This window comes from Pseudomonas sp. 3MA1 (assembly GCF_029237275.1).
GTDB lineage: Bacteria > Pseudomonadota > Gammaproteobacteria > Pseudomonadales > Pseudomonadaceae > Aquipseudomonas > Aquipseudomonas fluorescens_AP.
Window position 1 is genome coordinate 78,660 of record NZ_JAACFX010000017.1, and the last position, 17,584, is coordinate 96,243.

At 64.6% G+C, this 17,584-nt stretch carries 17 protein-coding genes; 4 read left to right on the forward strand and 13 right to left on the reverse strand.

What is annotated here, in order from left to right; all coding sequences use genetic code 11:
- Positions 1-398: 398 nt before the first annotated feature.
- From GWQ44_RS29390 to GWQ44_RS29415, 6 genes are all read right to left on the reverse strand, one after another.
- Positions 399-1,187: a helix-turn-helix transcriptional regulator gene (locus GWQ44_RS29390; RefSeq protein WP_047305110.1), complete on the reverse strand. Its 789-nt coding sequence runs from the start codon at positions 1,185-1,187 to the stop codon at positions 399-401.
- A gap of 224 nt (positions 1,188-1,411) precedes the next feature.
- Positions 1,412-1,825 carry a VOC family protein gene (locus GWQ44_RS29395; protein WP_275928933.1) on the reverse strand — a complete coding sequence of 138 codons (414 nt, stop codon included), beginning with the start codon at positions 1,823-1,825 and terminating at the stop codon, positions 1,412-1,414.
- 167 nt (positions 1,826-1,992) lie between these two features.
- Positions 1,993-3,459 carry a GDL motif peptide-associated radical SAM/SPASM maturase gene (locus tag GWQ44_RS29400; protein ID WP_042942021.1) on the reverse strand — a complete coding sequence of 489 codons (1,467 nt, stop codon included), beginning with the start codon at positions 3,457-3,459 and terminating at the stop codon, positions 1,993-1,995.
- A gap of 135 nt (positions 3,460-3,594) precedes the next feature.
- Positions 3,595-4,200 (reverse strand): DUF1842 domain-containing protein, encoded by a 606-nt coding sequence (locus tag GWQ44_RS29405; RefSeq protein ID WP_275928934.1) that lies wholly within the window; start codon positions 4,198-4,200, stop codon positions 3,595-3,597.
- A gap of 52 nt (positions 4,201-4,252) precedes the next feature.
- On the reverse strand, positions 4,253-4,888 hold the full coding sequence (locus GWQ44_RS29410; RefSeq protein WP_275928935.1) for a DUF1842 domain-containing protein: 636 nt from the start codon (positions 4,886-4,888) through the stop codon (positions 4,253-4,255).
- 36 nt (positions 4,889-4,924) lie between these two features.
- Positions 4,925-5,113 (reverse strand): DUF1843 domain-containing protein, encoded by a 189-nt coding sequence (locus GWQ44_RS29415; protein ID WP_047305105.1) that lies wholly within the window; start codon positions 5,111-5,113, stop codon positions 4,925-4,927.
- Positions 5,114-5,790: 677 nt separating this feature from the next.
- Between GWQ44_RS29415 and GWQ44_RS29420 the strand changes: the two genes are divergently transcribed.
- Positions 5,791-6,969 (forward strand): IS481 family transposase, encoded by a 1,179-nt coding sequence (locus GWQ44_RS29420; RefSeq protein WP_275928936.1) that lies wholly within the window; start codon positions 5,791-5,793, stop codon positions 6,967-6,969.
- 744 nt (positions 6,970-7,713) lie between these two features.
- On the opposite strand, the gene GWQ44_RS29425 is transcribed toward GWQ44_RS29420, so the two are convergent.
- Entirely contained in the window at positions 7,714-8,334 is a 621-nt protein-coding gene (locus GWQ44_RS29425) for an HAD family phosphatase (protein WP_016967250.1), read from the reverse strand.
- A gap of 227 nt (positions 8,335-8,561) precedes the next feature.
- Here GWQ44_RS29425 and GWQ44_RS29430 point away from each other — a divergent pair, with 227 nt between their 5' ends.
- Positions 8,562-8,747: a DUF2188 domain-containing protein gene (locus tag GWQ44_RS29430; protein ID WP_275928937.1), complete on the forward strand. Its 186-nt coding sequence runs from the start codon at positions 8,562-8,564 to the stop codon at positions 8,745-8,747.
- Between the two features lie 62 nt (positions 8,748-8,809).
- On the opposite strand, the gene GWQ44_RS29435 is transcribed toward GWQ44_RS29430, so the two are convergent.
- From GWQ44_RS29435 to GWQ44_RS29460, 6 genes are all read right to left on the reverse strand, one after another.
- A complete protein-coding gene (locus GWQ44_RS29435) occupies positions 8,810-9,424 on the reverse strand; it encodes a hypothetical protein (RefSeq protein ID WP_275928938.1) in 615 nt (204 codons plus the stop codon).
- Positions 9,425-9,469: 45 nt separating this feature from the next.
- The gene (locus GWQ44_RS29440) at positions 9,470-10,075 is read right to left on the reverse strand and encodes a hypothetical protein (RefSeq protein ID WP_179597200.1); all 606 of its coding nucleotides are present in this window, start codon (positions 10,073-10,075) and stop codon (positions 9,470-9,472) included.
- Positions 10,076-10,116: 41 nt separating this feature from the next.
- On the reverse strand, positions 10,117-10,593 hold the full coding sequence (locus GWQ44_RS29445; RefSeq protein ID WP_275928939.1) for a hypothetical protein: 477 nt from the start codon (positions 10,591-10,593) through the stop codon (positions 10,117-10,119).
- 60 nt (positions 10,594-10,653) lie between these two features.
- Positions 10,654-11,067: a hypothetical protein gene (locus tag GWQ44_RS29450; RefSeq protein WP_103740166.1), complete on the reverse strand. Its 414-nt coding sequence runs from the start codon at positions 11,065-11,067 to the stop codon at positions 10,654-10,656.
- Between the two features lie 175 nt (positions 11,068-11,242).
- Positions 11,243-13,015 carry an acyl-CoA dehydrogenase C-terminal domain-containing protein gene (locus tag GWQ44_RS29455; RefSeq protein WP_275928940.1) on the reverse strand — a complete coding sequence of 591 codons (1,773 nt, stop codon included), beginning with the start codon at positions 13,013-13,015 and terminating at the stop codon, positions 11,243-11,245.
- A 243-nt stretch (positions 13,016-13,258) separates the two neighbouring features.
- Positions 13,259-14,881 carry an acyl-CoA synthetase gene (locus GWQ44_RS29460; RefSeq protein ID WP_275928941.1) on the reverse strand — a complete coding sequence of 541 codons (1,623 nt, stop codon included), beginning with the start codon at positions 14,879-14,881 and terminating at the stop codon, positions 13,259-13,261.
- A gap of 180 nt (positions 14,882-15,061) precedes the next feature.
- Here GWQ44_RS29460 and GWQ44_RS29465 point away from each other — a divergent pair, with 180 nt between their 5' ends.
- Positions 15,062-16,951, forward strand: a complete 1,890-nt coding sequence (locus tag GWQ44_RS29465; protein ID WP_275928942.1) for a PAS domain S-box protein — start codon at positions 15,062-15,064, stop codon at positions 16,949-16,951.
- Positions 16,948-17,583, forward strand: a complete 636-nt coding sequence (locus GWQ44_RS29470) for a response regulator (RefSeq protein ID WP_275928943.1) — start codon at positions 16,948-16,950, stop codon at positions 17,581-17,583. Before GWQ44_RS29465 ends, GWQ44_RS29470 begins: the two co-directional genes overlap by 4 nt.
- The last annotated feature ends 1 nt before the right edge of the window (position 17,584 follow it).

The following is a 17,584-nucleotide window of genomic DNA, read 5'->3' on the forward strand; positions in this document are numbered from 1 at the left end:
CGGGGACAGGCAAGCCATGCCAGAGCCTTGTCCAGGCATTGCGCCAAGCCTCTGTAACAACCCTTTGGCGCCAGCCGGTGGGGTTTTCGGCAGGTTCGCGCGGGCCCGGGTGGCTCGTCCGGGGCAAGGGTGCGAAGACCCGCGCCAGGCCATGAGCGTCGTCGACGGATAGCCAATTTCCTACAGCTGAATCAGCCGATCCGCAAGGCTGTGCCAGGGCGACTCGCCGCTGTATACCATCGGTGGCTATGCGGTGCTCAAGCGGCCGTTCCGGCCCGGGCTGATGCAGCGCGCCTGGAGCCGATCGAAGCGTTGGCCCGGGACTGATCCGCGCCCGGACAACCCCGCCGGCGCTGGGGCCGGCGGGGTCGGGTCAGCGGGTCAGGACCGGTGTCGGATCAGGCCGGTGCACCATCGTTGCTGCCCGGCGCGTCTTCCTGGGGCGAGTACATCCAGCGCAGCAGCGAGTGGCGGCCACTGATCCCGAGCTTGATGGCGGCGCGCTTGAGGTAGCTCTCCACGGTATTGACCTTGAGCTTGAGCTGCTCGGCCAACTGCGGCGCGGTACGCCCGGCCAGCAGCCCGACACAGACCTCCAGCTCGCGGTTGGACAGGTGCAGCCCGGACTGCTCCAGGCGCTCGGCAAAACGCAGGCGCAGGGTCGTCAGGCCCTCGATGGCGGCACCGTTCTGCTCGGCGCTGTCGCCGTGCGGCTGCAGGGCGCTGATGTGCTTTTCCACCATGGGCAGCAGCAGCGGCGAGATGTCCTCCAGCAACAGCCGCTCCTGGGGGGAGAAGCTCTGGGCCTGGCTGCTGCGGTACACCGAGAGCACGTAGTGGTACGAGTCCTTGCGGCCGGTCAGGTGCAGTTGCGCCGGATTCAGGTTGCCGCGTTGGCGATGCAGCAGCTGGCCCTGGACCGGCTGCTCGGGCTGCTCGGGAAAAGCGGCGCACAGCAGCGGATCGTTACTGGCATGAACGTCGCCGCACAGCGGATGGCGGGTCTGCATCAGGGGCTTGCCGGGTCTGCCGGCGCCCGCCTGCGGGTCGGCCCGCAGTTGGGTGATATGGGTGGCGTCTACAGCCAGTTGGGTGAGTATCAGGTCGTGCAGCATGCGCGGAAAACTGCGGCTTCCGGTGCTGGCGATGACCTTGCCAATGTGTGGAAACAGTATTTGTGAGTTCATCATTTCATCCATGAATGAGGAGGTGTGGAAGGGCTGCCTTATAGCAACGAGTTTGGATGGCGGTTGATTTAGCTCCTGTTTACGCTGAGCGACGAAGGGTCGCCTCGTATCCTAGTACAGGGTGCTGATGGCTGTTTGATGAAGTGCGCAAAATCTTTCACAGCTGGCGCGGCGGTGGGTGCCGCAGGGCACGGCACCCGAGGAGTGGGACGCAGTGGGCCGGGCTATTGGCGCTTCTCGCAGTTGACCATCCATGGCACGCCAAAACGGTCTACCAGCATGCCGAAGCGCTCGGCCCAGAAGGTGGCTTCCAGCGGCATCTGCACCTTGCCTTCCTCGGCCAAGGCGGCGAACACCCGTTCGGCTTCGGCAGGATTGTCGATGTTCAACGAGATCGAACAGCCGTGGATGCCCAGGTAGGGCCGTTCCGGGGTGCTGTCCGAGCCCATCAGCACCTGATCGCCGACGCTCAGGCGGGTGTGCATGATGCGTTCGTGACAGTCGGCACTGATGTGCTCGCGAGCCGGGCTTTCGCCGAAGGTCATCATCATTTCCAGGGTGCCGTTCAGGCATTTCGCATAGAAGGTGAAGGCGGCCTTGCAGTCGCCGTTGAACACCAGGTAGGGATTTATTCTCATGTTGTGCTCCAGTCGCAGGGGGCGCGCGGGCCTGTGGACGAACTTCCTTAGCAAAGCCCTTATCCGCCTGGTCCGGAGGTTTTTTATAGATGGTTTTTCCATGCTTGCCCGGGCCGCTATAACCGTCGCCGCGCCTGGAGCGGGCGCGGCGGCGGGACTGGCGGCGATTACAGGCGCGGCTGCTCCGGCGGCAGGCCCAGCAACTGGTGCAGGGTGTTGATCAGGGCCTGCTGGCGCAGCCGGTCCTCCTGATGCCGGGCTTCGGCGGCGGCGACATCGGCGTGGCAGTGCGGGCAGGTGCTCTCAACGGCGTGGATGTACTCCAGGCAATTGCGACACAGGGCCAGGCGCGGCGGGATGCGGCCTTCGGCGGGGGAGGCCTGGCCCTGGTTGACCCAGGCCAGCTTGATCACCTGGCCGCTGTCGCTGACGCTGGCCACGGCTTCGCCGGTGTCGATGCGCTCGGTGATCAGGTCGAAGCGGCCCACGGAGAAGGACGCCGGGCCCGCATCCTCAAGCTTGACGATGCGCTCGCGCAGGCCTTTTTTCTGCAGGTCCAGGGCCCGGTAGTGGCAATAGGGGTTGTTGCCCGGTTTGCCCAGCAGCGAGTGCGAGGTCCAGGTGCAGCCGCCGCGGCAGACGTCGTTGTAGTAGCAGCTGCGGCAATAGCCCCACAGGTCGTCCACCGAGCGCAGGCGGCCGAAATGCATGCCTTCGCTGTAGTGCCAGATGTCGTGCAGGCTCATGTTGCGCACGTTGCCGCCGGAGAACCCGACGGTGGCCAGGGACGGGCAGCCCTTGACCGTGCCGTCGGCCTCCAGGGCCAGCACCGTCTGCCCGGCGGCGCAGCCGGTCCAGTGCACCCGGTCGTCGCCGAAGCCGCGCCACATGTGTTCGTAGGGGCCGTAGTAGCCGATGTTGTTGCCGATGTTCATCAGCAGGCCGCGCTCGTTGCCTTCGCGGTACAGACGCGCCAGCAGCGGCATGACCTCCAGCAATTGATAGGGCTGCATCAGCAGTTCCGGGTGATCCACGGCGTTGCCCATGGCCACCGTCAGCTGGATCTGCCAGTGCTTGGCGCCGGCGTCGATGATCAAGTCCATCAGGGCCGGCAGGTCGGGCAGGGTGGCGGCGCCGATCTGCGTGTTGACGCTGATCTTCAGCCCGGCCTGCCTGGCCCGGCGCAGGGTGTCCAGGGCCTTGTCGAACGAGCCCGGCACATTGCGCACCGCGTCGTGCAGCGGCGCCAGGCCGTCCAGGGACACGCCGACGCCATCGAGCCCGGCGTCCACCGCGGCCTGCATCTTGGCCGGGGTCAGGTTGCGTCCGCCGGTCTGGATCGCCACGTACATGCCGTGGTCGTGAATGGCCTGGATCAGTCGCGTCCAGTCCTTGCGCAAATAGGCTTCGCCACCGATCAGGGTGATTTCCCGGGTGCCCAGCGCGGCCAGTGAATCGATCACCGCCAGGCACTCCTCGGTGCTCAGCTCACCGGGACGCCGGTGCCCGGCGCGGGAGCCGCAGTGCAGGCACTTGAGGTCGCAGGCGAGGGTGATTTCCCAGACCACGTGCACCGGCACATAGCGCTTGAGGTCGTTTTCGCTGAGGTAGCGGGCGGGGAGACGGTCTGACATGAAAGATCCTTGCGCACCCAGCGGTGCGCGGCAGCAACCCATCGAAACAGGCGCGCCTTCCGTGGGCGGTGATGGCGCGATCGGTTTGGCCCAAGTCGGGGCCGCCCGCTGACGGCCGGCCCCGCTGGCCTGGACTCAGCGGCGCTCCAGGCGGCTGATTTCCGCCTGCAACTGCTGCACCGCCTGGCTCAGGTTTTCACTGTTGGCCAGTTGCTGCTCGCCCTGGGCCACCAGCGTCTTGAGCCGCGCCAGGTCGCCGCTGGTCTGGGCCTCCTGCAGCGCCACCGCGTACAGCGGGTGGGGATGCATAGACGGCTGGCCGGCCTGGACTGCGCGTTCGCCGGGCTTCTGCTCCACCGGTGCCTGGCTCACGGCGGCGTGTTGCACCACGTGCCAATGACCCTGGTACTGGTACTTGTAGCTGGCGAAGCCGCTGGCCCAGTCGAGGCCGAGAATGCCCTGCAGATGAAACGTCTCGGCGATCTGGCTGGTCGGGCCGCTGGGGTTGCCGGCCAGGCTGAGGATGATGTGGCCCTCGCTGGACGGATCGAGCTTGACCTGGGAGTAGTCGCCCCACACGTCCGCGCGGAACTGCAACGGCGGCGAGGTGCTCTGGGTGATCCGGGCCACGCCGCTGACCCTTTTCTGCGGGGTGTTGACCAGCAGGTCGAGGGTCAGCACCGGCGCTCCGATCACAGGATTGGCGACGATGATGCGGGTATGGAACAGTCCGATTGTCATGCTGCAACTCCTTATCTGGATAGAAGGCATCAGGTTCGATGGAGGGCCTTGATCAGCGGCGTTCCTGCTTCTTGATCTCGGCCTTGGCTGCGTCCAGCGCGGTGCGGATCAGCGGCAGCTGCTCCAATTGCTGGGTGGCCACCCGATGCAGGCTCTTCATCTGGGCCAGATCGCCACTGGCGATGGCGCCGTGGATCGGCCCGCCGTACAGCGCGGCGCTGGTGCTGTTCACGGCGCTGTAATGGCCCTGGTGCTCTGGTGTCGACAGGGTGCTGGACTGCACCGTCTCCTGCAGATGGGCCGGCACCTGATTGACCGAAACCCAGTCGTGGCCGTTGAAGTACTGGTAGTTGGCGATGCCTTCCTTCCAGTTGTCGCCGACCACCAGGTGCAGCTTGAAGGTGATGATGGCGTTGGAGCCGGGGCCGCCCTGATTGCCCTGGGCGGTGATGAGGATCTTGCTGGTGCTGGGGTGCATGACCGTGAGGTAGGTGTACTGACCCCAGACATCGCTGTGCAGGTCCAGGGGCGGGTTGAGCGCCTGGGTGATGGTCGAACCGCCGCGGACACTGTGGTCGGGGGTGTAGACCAGCAGGTTGAGAATCAGACTGGGCGCCCCGGGCTTATCGGTGCCGATGCGATAGCTCAGGGGGAACAGACCTTCGGCGTGGGAATTGGAACCGGACATATGCTTTGCCTCCATTCAATGACGGGGAAACAGCGATCAGTGCTGCTCCAGCCGGGCGACTTCCTTGGCCAGCTGTTCGTAGGCGTTTTTCAGATCCTTGGGCTCGCCGCCCTTCGGATCGCGCTTGGCCAGCAGGGCTTTCATCTGGGGGAGCTGGCCTTCGGCGATGGCCGACTGGATCGCGACGCCGTAGGGGACAACCGTGTGTTGCGAGGTGGGGCTCATGGTGTGTGCCTTCCGTGGGGTTTAGGGGGGCTGCGGTACTTGGCAGCTTTTGCAGTTAAGCAGCGCGGGGGGAATTGGCGGGGTAATGGCACATTGATTTTGTGGGTTTCCGACAGGTGGATTCACGGGGGTAAGGGGTTGATTTTGTGGAAATTCCAAAGGGCGATATGCAAGGGGGGAGGTGATTGCGGATGGCGATAGAGGGGGGCTGGTGGTTTCGCTTTTGCAGCGGTGGGTGGGGGACATGTCCGTTGCTGCGGTCACGGTGGCTTGGGGGTTCGCTCTTGCGGTGAGTGGGGCGGGGTACATGTCCGTTGCGGCGGGTGCGGTTGCTTTGGGGGGCGATCTTGCGGCGAGTGGGATGGGGTACATATCCGTTGCTGCGGGTGTGGTGGCTTAGGGGCTCGATCTTGCGGCGAGTGGGATGGGGTACATATCCGTTGCTGCGGGTGCGGTGGCTTAGGGGTTCGATCTTGCGGCGAGTGGGATGGAGTACATATCCGTTGCTGCGGTCACGGCCACTTAGGGTTTCGCCCTTACGGCGAGTCCCTTTTGTCAAACGCCACAAAAGGAACCAAAAGGGCTTGCCGGTATGACTCACCCACATAGGTAACAAACCAGTTCAAGCACATAGGTAACAGTTTTTAACTGGCAGGGTCGATTCCGAGGATCTGACCATGCCGTGGCGAGAGCTGAACCCTATGGACCTTAAAGTGATGTTCATTGCGGACTATTTATTAGGACGCTTTAACTTCAGCGAACTGTGTGCGGCACACAGCATCAGCCGAAAAACGGGTTACAAATGGGTAGCCCGTTACAACGCAGACGGTGTGCGCGGCCTTGATGAGAGGAGTCGAAGTCGACATTGTCAGGCGCATCTCATTCCCTTTGAAATCAAGGCCGCGATTATCGAGTTGCGCTCAAAAGGTCCTACAACGCCGGGGCCCAAGAAGATCCAGGCTTCTTTGGCCGAACGTTTTCCGGGACAGGAACCGCCCTCTAAAACCAGTATCTACAACATCCTCAAACAAGCAGGCCTGGTGACGCCTAGGCGGCTGCGTCAGCGTGTTGCGATTTATCCAAGTCCTTTGAAAAAAGCAGATGTTCCCAATCAGTTATGGAGTGCTGACTACAAGGGGCAGTACCTGACGGGAGAAGGTGTTTGGTGTTACCCGTTGACGGTTATGGACCATGCGAGCCGTTTCTTATTGGCCTGCGAGAGCATGCCCAGCACCAACTTCAAAGACGCCAAGACTGCCTTCGAGCGATTGTTTAGAACCTATGGGATGCCTGAGCGGATACGTACTGACAATGGAGTTCCTTTTGCCAGTGCAGGGCGTGCTGGATTGTCGTTGCTGTCTATCTGGTGGCTACGTTTGGGTATTATTCCCGAACGAATCCAGCCGGGTCGTCCCGAGCAAAATGGTCGCCATGAACGGATGCATCGCACACTGAAAAGTACTCTGGCCAGCCCTCCGGAAATCGAATGGGGTGCTCAGCAAAAACACTTTGATCTGTTCATGCAGCACTACAATCATGAACGACTGCATGAAGCACTTGGACAGAAAACACCAGCCTCTTGTTATTACAGTTCGCAGCGTACTTATCCGGCTCGGTTACCCGTTATGAGGTACCCGAGTCATATAGAAGTCTATGTTGTTGACTCTTGTGGTGTGGTCAACAGAGGTCGTCTCAGGATCTATGTCGGCAATGTTCTCAAGCGCGAAACGGTTGGCTTGGAACGCATTAGCGAGGGAGTTTGGGAGGTCATATTTGGCCCAATCAAGCTGGGCCGCTTTGATCTGAAAGACGCCAAGGATGGTTACATCAGGCTCAATACGGCGGTGCAGGCCTGATTTGGTGTTACCGATGTGCCTGAACTTTTCTGTTACCTATGTGGTTGTCCCGTTCATGCCCCTCCATACGGCCCCTCGCTGGGGCTCGGGGTGCCCGAGCTCCGGCATTGCTCCGGGGGCCCGCCGCCAACCGGCCATCCATGGCCGGGTGGCGGCTAGCTCGGCATCCATGCCGAGCTGCCCCCTACGCAACGCCTACGCTCGGCCTGCTGGGAAGGGGCCTGAAGATCAAAAGCCAAAGCCAAGCGCGTTTTACGCGCTATCTGTAGGAGCCGGCTTGCCGGCGAAGGGGCCCGCGAGACATGCAGCGCCTGAGCTGACGCCTTCGCTGGCAAGCCAGCTCCTACATGGGGGCGGTACACACCGCGCCATCTTCAGGCCGGCCGCAAGGCCGCCGTCAGATTTTGCTTTTGCTTTTGATCTGGCTTTTGATCTTCCTGCCCCTTTAGACACGATGGCCGAACGCAGGCATTGAGCCGTGGGTAACCCGGCAGGACGCCGGGTTAGCCGCACTGGGCCAGGGATGGCCCATTGCGGCGGCCCACGGATCAATGCCGGAGTTCGGGCATGCCGAGCCTAGGCGAGGCACCGAGTGGAGGGGCAGAAGCGTTTTGCTCACTTTTGCGCTTTTCAAAAGTGAGTCGCTGTAAGAGCGAAACCGCCAGCGGCCGTGACCGCAGCAACGGATATGTACACATCCCACCGCAACAACGGATACGCACACTCCACCCCCCAAAAAAAACCTCAAACCACCCCCAACTCCCTCAACTGCCGCCGCGTTTCCCCACCGGCCACATGATGAATCGCCCGCCACCCCAACGCCCTGGCCGCGACGATATTCGGTGCATGGTCATCAATGAACACCAATTCCTCAGGCGCCACCCCCGGCACATGCACACGAATCCGCCCCAGGGCTGTGTGATAGATCTCGGCATCCGGCTTGATCTGCCGCTCCTGCCCCGACACCACGATGTCGCGAAACTTCTGCAAAAACGGGTAGTGCTCCCAGGCATAGGGAAAGGTTTCCTGGGACCAGTTGGTCAACCCGAACAACGGCACCTGCGCCCGGTGCAGGTCCTCCAGCAGGGCCACGCCGTCCTCCAGTGGCCCCTTGAGCATTTCCGGCCAGCGCCCGTAATAGGCCTCGATCAGCGGCGCATGTTCCGGGTGCTCGGCCACCAGGCTGCGGGTGGCTTCGGCCAGGGGCCGGCCGGCGTCTTGCAGGGTGTTCCAGGCCTGGGTGCAGACGCTGTCGAGGAACCACTGGCGACGTTCATCGTCGGGGATCAGCTGGCGGTACAGGTGGTGCGGGCTCCAGTCGAACAGCACGCCACCAAAATCGAAAACCACGGCACGAATCGTCATGAACACTTCCTTTTCTGCGGTTGTGGGCCAGGCGCCATCCTGCGACGCGAAGCAGCGCATTGCAATTTGCCCCTGGCCACTGGCGCCAGCGTTCGCGGGCCTACGACCCCCTGGTCAAGCTGAAACAGTGACCCCGGCGCGCCGACACGCGGCACTCGCCGCGCGGGTTGGCGGGTGTAAGGTAAATCCCCCAAGCCCCAGGCACGCGGAGAACAAGGGAGGTGTCCATGAGTACGCCGCTGCTGAACAAGCTGCAGCTCAACGGCTATCAGGTATTGAGCGTCAACCACGGCCCCTGGAAGGTCTGTACGGCCGGTGACCGGCTCGCCACTTTCGGCACCCGGGAGGAAGCCATGGCTTTCGCCGCCGCCTTGCCGGTGCGCAAGGCGTCACCGGCCACCAAGCAGCGATAGCCCCCCCGACACTAAAAAGCCCCGATCGGTTCGGGGCTTTTTAGTGTCGGGCAAGCGCCGGGTCAGTCGACAATCACCGGCTCGTTCGGATCATCCCCCAGGCACACGGTCAATTGCTCCCCGGCCTTGTTGAACGCGCAGCGGGGCAGGGATTGCTGCTTGATGAAGCTCAGCGGCGGAAGGATGAAGATGGCCGCCAGGATCAGCGCCCAGAAGGTCCGCAGAAACAGCACATCGGCGCTTTGCGCGGCAGGCCGTGGGGCCAGGCGTCGACGCCAGTACAGGTACAGGCCGCTGACGACGAACAGGCCGGCGATACCCATCATGTAGTCCAGCTCCCAGGCCTGGGGGCTGAACGCACGGCTGCCATCTTCATCATCCGGGTAGGTGAGCCGCCACCACACCCCCAGCAGCAACGGCACCAGCCCGGCCAGCAGCCACGCCATGCGCGCGCCGGGCATCCGGGTCAGCAGGGCCAGGACCAGGCCGATCAGGCACAGCACCCAGGCAAACAGGTACAGCTGAAAACCCATGGCGCCGCCGAACAGCGTGCCGCTGACATCCCGCGGTTGCATCATTTGCACGTCGCACAGCAGCATCACCGACAGCGGGATAGCGACGACGATCCAGCACAGGGGGCGGTACAGCCACAACCACAGGGTAAACAGGCGAGACATGGGCACACTCATCAAGGTCGAGAAAACAAAGAGGCCAGGGGGCGATCAGTCGACAATCACCCGGGTGCCAGGACCCAGGCATACGCTCAACTGATTGCCGGCCCGGTCGAAGGCGCAATAGGGCAGGGGCTTGCGGGTGATGGCCAGCAGCGGCGGGAGGATGAAGGTCGTCGCCAGCACCAGGGCCCACAGGGTGCGCAGCAACAGCCCATTGCGCGTGGCGGGTGGACGCGGCTGGAGCCGCTGCTGGCGCAACAGGTGGACGCCGCCGCAGACCAGGGCAAAGCCGAAGACCATCACATAGTCCAGCTCCCGCGGCTGGATGCTGAAGATCAGGTTGCCGTCGAAATCATCCGGGTAGTTGATCCGCCACCACAGGCCCAGCAGCCCTTGCACCAGCCCGGCGACGATCAGGGCCAGGCGCGCGCCGGGTACCCGGGTCAGCAGCGCCAGCAGCAGCCCCAGGACGCTGAGGGCCCAGCCGCCCAGGTACATCACAAAGCCCATGGAACCGCCGAACAGAGTGCCGCCGACCTCCCGGGGCACGATCAGGTGCAGGTTGCAACGGATCATGCTGGCCGTGGGCGCGGCGACGGCGATCCAGCACAGCGGCAGGTAGAGCCAGGAACAGAGGGTGTACAGACGGGACATGAAGGGACTCGATTGGGCAGCGGGTATCCGGTCCGGCAGGTTCAGCGTTGGTTGCGTTTCATCGCAAAGGCGATCCGGTTCTGCAGGTCGACCGAGTGGCGGTACTCACTGGCCCGGCTCAGCAGTTTCGGGCGCAGGGCCAGCAGGGCAAAGGCCAGTGCCGGAACCAGATGGATCAGCAGCAGCGCGGCATGGGCCAGGGTGTCGCCGCTGTACAGGCGGTCGATGATGCCGAACAGCTGCAGGCCCACTTCCAGGCAGCAGAGCACGCCAAAGGCCACGATGTACTGCGGTTTCAGCTTGATCAGGTTGATGATCAGCAGCAGTACGCCGCCGAGGATCAGCATCGAACTGACTTGCAACAGCAGCGGCTCATCGGCGAACACCCTTCGCGTTAGCTGGCTCAGAGGGCCGCCGATGCCGATCAGGGCCCAGATCGCCATCAGATAGATGTACCAGGGGCGTTTGCCGGGTTGACGCAGGGCGGCGGCACCGTCGTTGGGGGTTTGACGTTCCATGTGAACTCCGGAATTTATTCAGGTCGGACAGGGCTGGGGCGCTGGGGCAACGGGTACCCGTCAGCTGCAAAGCAGCGTAGTGCCTGCGGCGAACAGCGCCAGGGCGAGGCTGATGCCCACCAGGGGAATACGAAACCAGTAACGGATCGCCAGCAGCCACAGGCTGGCGAGAAACCCCAGGCCGATCAGCAGCAGGCCTGGGGCCTCCAGCAGCAGGGCCGGGTGCAGCCAGGCCAGGTAGCCATAGATCAGGCCGAACAGCATCGCCCCCAGGCTATGGCTGGCGTTGAAGCCGACCCAGGCGCGCCACAGGCTGGTCTGGCGGGTGATCATCGGCGACACCTGGCGCATGCGTTCGGCCAGGGCCGGGTCACGGGGCTGGAACTTGTCGCTGGCGAAGGTGTAGATCAGGTGCAAGGTGCCGAGCAGCAGCACGATGGCTGAGCTGGCGATGATCAGGGCGGGGGCCAACACGTTTCTTCCTTGGGCGGTGTCCGGGTGCGAAGTATGCCGGGCCGCCTGGGGTTTTGCATCCGTGGGGTGTTGCCTGAGCTTGGAGCTTGGAGCTTGGAGCTTGGAGCTTGGAGCTTGGAGCTTGGAGCTTGGAGCTTGGAGTCGGGGCAGGGCGGCCGGCGCCCTGCCCGGGCACTCAGAACTGCTCGGCGTCGAGGCCGAACAAGGAGGAGCTGCCGGCGCGGATGCTCTGCTCCAGGCTGAGGATGCGCGGCAGCAGGCGGCTGAAGTAGAAGCGCGCGGTGGCCAGCTTGGCGCCATAGAAGCCGTCGTCCTCGGAACGCCGGTGCTCGGCCACCTGGGCCATGCGCGCCCACAGGTAGGCATAGGCCACGTAGCCGAACAGCTGCAGGTATTCGACGCAGGCGCTGCCCACCGCGTTGGGGTTCTGCGCCGCCTGTTCGCGCAGCCAGTCGCTGAGGTCTTCCAGGCGCTGCACCGCGTCCAGCAGCTCGGCGGCGTAGGCGGCGCCGGGCAGGTAGGCGTAGTCGCGGATCTCGCCGGTGAACAGGCGCAGGGCCACGCCGCCGTTGCCCACCACCTTGCGCCCCAGCAGGTCCAGGGCCTGGATGCCGTTGGTGCCTTCGTAGATCTGGGCGATGCGCACATCGCGCACCAGCTGCTCCTGGCCCCATTCGCGAATGTAGCCGTGGCCGCCGAAGACCTGCTGGCCCAGCACGCAGCTGTCCAGGCCGGTGTCGGTGAAGAACGCCTTGGCCACCGGGGTCAGCAGCGCCACCAGGGCTTCGGCGTTGTGCCGCTCATGGGGCTGGTCGGCGAACTTGGCCAGGTCCAGCTGCTGGCCGACGTAGCTGGCAAACGCCCGGCCGCCTTCGGTCATGGCCTTCATGCTCAGCAGCATGCGCCGCACATCGGGGTGGACAATGATCGGGTCGGCGATCTTGTCCTTGGCCACCGGACCGGCCGGGGAGCGGCTCTGGATCCGTTCGCGGGCATAGGTGCGGGCGTTCTGGTAGGAGTTCTCGGCGCAGCCGATACCCTGGATGCCGATCGACAGGCGCTCGTAGTTCATCATGGTGAACATTGCCGCCAGGCCCTTGTTGGCCTCGCCGATCAGCCAGCCGCTGGCGCCGTCGAAGTTCAGCACGCAGGTGGCCGAGGCCTTGATGCCCATCTTGTGCTCGATGGAACCACATCTCACCGCGTTGGCCGCGCCGAGGTTGCCGTTGGCGTCCACATGGATCTTCGGCACCAGGAACAGCGAGATGCCCTTGGGGCCGGCCGGGGCGTCCGGCAGCTTGGCCAGCACCAGGTGGATGATGTTCTCGGTCAGGTCCTGCTCGCCGCCGGTGATGAAGATCTTGCTGCCGCTGATCCTGTAGCTGCCGTCGGCCTGGGGTTCGGCGCGGGTGCGGATGATCCCCAGGTCGGTGCCGGCGTGGGCCTCGGTCAGGCACATGGAACCTGCCCAGCGGCCTTCGTACATCGGCGGCAGGTACAGCTGTTTCAGCGCTTCGCTGGCGTGGGCATCGATGGCCAGGCAGGCCCCGGAACTCAGGGCCGAATACAGGGCGAAACTGGAGTTGGCGGCGTAGAGCATCTCTTCGAACTGCACCGCGAGCATCTTCGGCATGCCCATGCCGCCGTAGGCCGGGTTGCCGCTCAGGCCGACCCAGCCACCCTGGATATAGGTGCTGTAGGCCTCCTTGAAACCGGCCGGGGTGCGCACCTGCCCGGCGTGCCAGCTGGCGCCTTCCTCGTCGCCGCTGCGGTTGAGCGGGGCGATCAGCTGGCCGGTGACCTTGGCCGCTTCTTCGAGAATCGCGTCGGCGGTGTCGGCGTCCACGGTATCGGCCAGGGCCGGCAGACGGGCCCAGAGCTTGGGTGCGTTGAACACTTCATGCAGGACAAAGCGCATATCGCGCAGCGGAGCGTTGAATTCGGGCATTACAGGAACCTCGGGCAAAAGGGGAGGTTGAACGGCCGTGGCCGCATGAATCACTAACGAAAATCCCACCATCTTGTAGGAGCCGGCTTGCCGGCGAAGAGGCCCGCGAGCCATGCATCGCCCTCGCCGAGGCCTTCGCTGGCAAGCGGAGCGCCGCCCGGACAGCTCCTACGAGGGATGGGCCGGTGAGAGCGCCTTCGCTGGCAAGCCAGCTCCTACAGGGGCTGGGCACGTGTATTCAGGCTAGAGGTTTTTCGCCAGGTCGCGCAGGACGAACTTCTGGATCTTGCCGGTGGAGGTCTTGGGCAGCGTGCTGAAGACCACGGTGCGCGGCACCTTGAAGCCCGCCAGGTGTTCGCGGCAGAAGGCGATGATCTCGGCTTCGCCCACGTCCTGGTGATCGGCCTTGAGGGTGATGAAGGCGCAGGGTGTTTCGCCCCATTTTTCGTCGGGCCGGGCCACCACCGCCGCTTCCAGCACCCCCGGGTGGCGATAGAGCACGCCTTCCAGTTCGATGGTGGAGATGTTCTCGCCGCCGGAAATGATGATGTCCTTGAGCCGGTCGCGGATTTCGATATAGCCGTCCGGGTGGGTCACCCCCAGGTCGCCGGTGTGGAACCAGCCGCCCTCGAAGGCTTCGGCGGTGGCGCTGGGGTTCTTCAGGTAGCCCTTCATCACGGTGTTGCCGCGCATGAAGATCTCGCCGATGGTCTGGCCGTCCCGGGGCGTGGGTTCGAGGGTTTTCGGGTCGGCCACCATCAGCCCTTCCAGGGTCGGGTAGCGCACCCCCTGGCGCGACTTGATCTGCGCTCGCTGCTCCAGGGGCAACTCGTCCCAGGCCGCGTGCCAGGCACACAGGGTTACCGGGCCGTAGACCTCGGTCAGGCCGTAGACGTGGGTGACCTTGATGCCCATCTGCTCCACGGCGCCGATCACCTTGGCCGGTGGTGCGGCCCCGGCGACCATGGCGTTGACCGGGTGGTCGATGGCCGCCTTGGCCGATTCCGGCATGTTCACCAGGGCATTGAGCACGATGGGCGCGCCGCACAGGTGGGTGACCTGATGCTCGCGGATCAGGTTGAGGATCTTCTGCGGGTCGACCCGGCGCAGGAACACATGCACCCCGCCCAGGGCGGTGACGATCCACGGGTAGCACCAGCCGTTGCAATGGAACATCGGCAGGGTCCAGAGGTACACCGGGTGGTTGCCCATGGCCCAGATCATCTGGTTGCCCAGGGAATTGAGGTAGGCGCCGCGGTGGTGATAGACCACGCCCTTGGGGTTGCCGGTGGTGCCCGAGGTGTAGTTCAGGGCGATGGCCTGCCATTCGTCTTCTGGCCACTGCCAGGGATACTCCGGGTCGCCCTCGGCGAGAAACGCCTCGTAGTCCAGGTCGCTGACCGCCTGGCCTTCGCCGTATTCCGGATCGTCGACATCGATCACCAGCGGCGGGTGGTCGAGCATGGCCACGGCGGCGTGGATCACCTCGTGGAACTCGCGGTCGGCGATCAGCACCTTGGCTTCGCCGTGGGCCAGCATGAAGGCGATGGCCTCGGCGTCCAGGCGCACGTTGAGGGCATTGAGCACGGCGCCGATCATCGGCACGCCAAAATGCGCTTCGAGCATCGCCGGGATGTTCGGCAGCATCACCGCCACCGTGTCGTTCTGGCCGATGCCACGGCCGGCCAGGGCCGAAGCCAGGCGCCGGCAGCGGCTGTAGGTCTGGGCCCAGGTGCGGCGGATCGAACCGTGGATCACCGCCGGATACTCGGGGTAAACCGCAGCGGTGCGTTCGATGAAGCTCAAGGGGGAGAGGGCGATATGGTTGACGGCAGACGGCGCGAGGCCTTGCTCGTAGATGGACATGGTTCGGGTACCCGGTGGCTGATTATTAGCTCTATTGGCCGAGGCTTTTTACAGGCGCTCGGTGACTTATCCGGGGTCTTTTATATACTGTTTGTCGATTGATATGGAAGTACTACCTGAGTTGTATAGTAGTTGTACTATATTAAATATCCGCTGTTGCCACCCACAGGTTGATCGACCATGCCCACCTCCACCCACCTGAGCCGCTGGCTGCAGCTCCAGCGCGCAGGCCGCTTGCCGGACTCGCCCTGGCTGGGCCACGACCCGCAGCCGAGCCTGCTGCTGGACGCCCGGGCGCAGCCGCTGGACCTCAACCCGGCGCTGCGCCAGTGGCTGGACGATGCGGCCACTGACGATCTCGCGGCCATGCTGCCGATCAACCACCCGGCCCTGGTGCGGGCCTGCCTGGAGCAGCAGCGCGCCATCGAACAGGTGGAGGCCCAGTGGGGCGAACGCATCCTGCTCTGGAGCTTTATCCCCGATCCGCATCGCCAGCGGGTGCTGGCCCGCTGCCAGGAGGCCACTGCCCAGGTCCAGGCCGAGCGCGAGTCGGCCCGGGCCCGGCGCCTGTACCGGCTGATCACCGAAAACACCACCGACCTGATTTCCCGGCACACCCCGGACGGCACCTTCCTCGACGCCTCGCCAGCTTCCTGGACCCTGCTCGGCTACTGGCCGGAACAACTGCGCGGGCTGCTGGCCCGCAGCCTGTTCCACAGCCAGGACCTGGCCGGGCTGATGCAGCGCACCCAGGACGCCCTGGAGCAGGACGGCTACCACACCATGACCTACCGCATCCGCCATCGCGACGGCCATTACCTGTGGTTCGAAACCGCCTGCCGCGGCATCCGCGACACCTACACCGGCACCGTGGTCGAAGTGGTGGCGGTGTCCCGGGACATCACCGCCCGGGTCCAGGCCGAAGAGAACAAGCGGCGCCTGGCGGAAGTGGTGGAGGCCAACCCCGACCCGGTGCTGTTCATCCAGCCCGGCGGCGCGGTGACCTACCTCAACCCGGCCGCCCGGCGCACCCTGGATCTTGCCGCCGGGCAGGCGATGCCGGCGCTGGCGGCGATCCTCAGCCAGGAAGTGCTGCAGAGCCTGCAACAGGAAGGCTGGAGCTGTGCCGAGCGCAGCGGCCGCTGGAGCATCGAGACGCGCCTGCAACCCCCGGCCGGCGGCGCCTCGGTGCCGGTGTCGCTGATGCTCCTGGCCCATCGCGCAGCGAGCGGCGAGCGCTTCTATTCCCTGGTGGCCCACGACCAGAGCGAGCGCGAACTGCGCGAGGCCCAGCAGCGCCATCACCAGGACGAACTGGCCCACAGCGCGCGGTTGGTGACCCTGGGCGAACTGGCCTCGGGCATCGCCCACGAGATCAACCAGCCGCTGGCCGCAGTGGTCAATTACGCCAATGCCAGCCAGCGCTACTTGCAGGCCCTGGACACTCAGCCCGAGGCCGCCCGCAAGGTCGCCCAGGGCCTGGAGCGGATCGCCGAACAGGCGACCCACGCCGCCGAAGTGATCAAGCGCCTGCGGGCCTTCTTGCGCAAGGGCGGGCGCCGGGTGCAGGCCCTGGACCTCGCCGAAGTGGCCCGGGAAACCGTGCGCCTGTGTGCCTGGGAAGCCCAGGTCAGCCAGGTGACGATCGACTTGCAGCTGGCGGATAATCTGCCGCCGGTGTACGCCGACCGGGTGCTGCTGGAACAGGTGCTGCTGAACCTGCTGCGCAACGCCATCGAAGCCAATCGCGAAGTGCATCCACAGCAAGGCTCGCACATTGTGCTGGGCGCCGAAGCGGCGGCCGAAGGCGGGGTGCGGATCAGCGTCAGCGACCAGGGCCCCGGCGTGTCCGCCGAACAGTTGCCCCAGCTGTTCACCCCGTTCTACACCAGCAAGGCCAACGGCCTGGGGCTTGGATTGTCCATGAGCCGCAGCATCGTCGAAGGCTTTGGTGGCGACTTGCAGGCTCTGCTTCAGGAGCGTGGCTTGACGATGTGCTGCCGGTTGCCGGCCACGGCCCCGGCCGATCCCGATTCAGCTTCCCACCCGATAACAGGAGCAAGGCAATGACAAGCGAGGCGCAGCAGTTGGTGTACGTGGTCGACGACGACCCGGGCATGCTCGACTCCACCGTCTGGCTTCTGGAATCGGTGGGGCTCAAGGCCGTGCCCTTCACCAGTGGCCGCGAGTTTCTCGAACACTGCGACCCAAGCCTGAACGCCTGCGTGCTGCTGGATGTGCGCATGCCCGGCATGGGCGGGCTGAATGTCCAGGAAGAGCTGCGCCTGCGCGATATCCACCTGCCGCTGATCTTTGTCAGCGGCCACGCCGACGTGCCGATTGTGGTCCGCGCGTTCAAGGCCGGTGCGGTGGACTTCATCGAAAAGCCCTACAACGAACAGCTGCTGCTGGACAGCGTGCAGCAGGCCCTGAGCCGCGCCGACCGCCATCAGCACCAGAGTGCCGGGCAGGCCCGGGTGCAAGGTTTGCTGGAGAGCCTGACGCCACGGGAGAAAGACGTGCTGCTGCCGCTGGTGCAGGGCTACACCAACCGCGAGATTGCCGAGCAGTTGGGGGTCAGCATCAAGACCATCGACCTGTACCGCTCACGGGTGATGAAGCGCATGCAGGCCGAGCACCTGCCGCAGCTGGTGGGCATGGCCATCGCTGCCGGGCTGGTGGACCCGCTGCACCTGCGCTGAG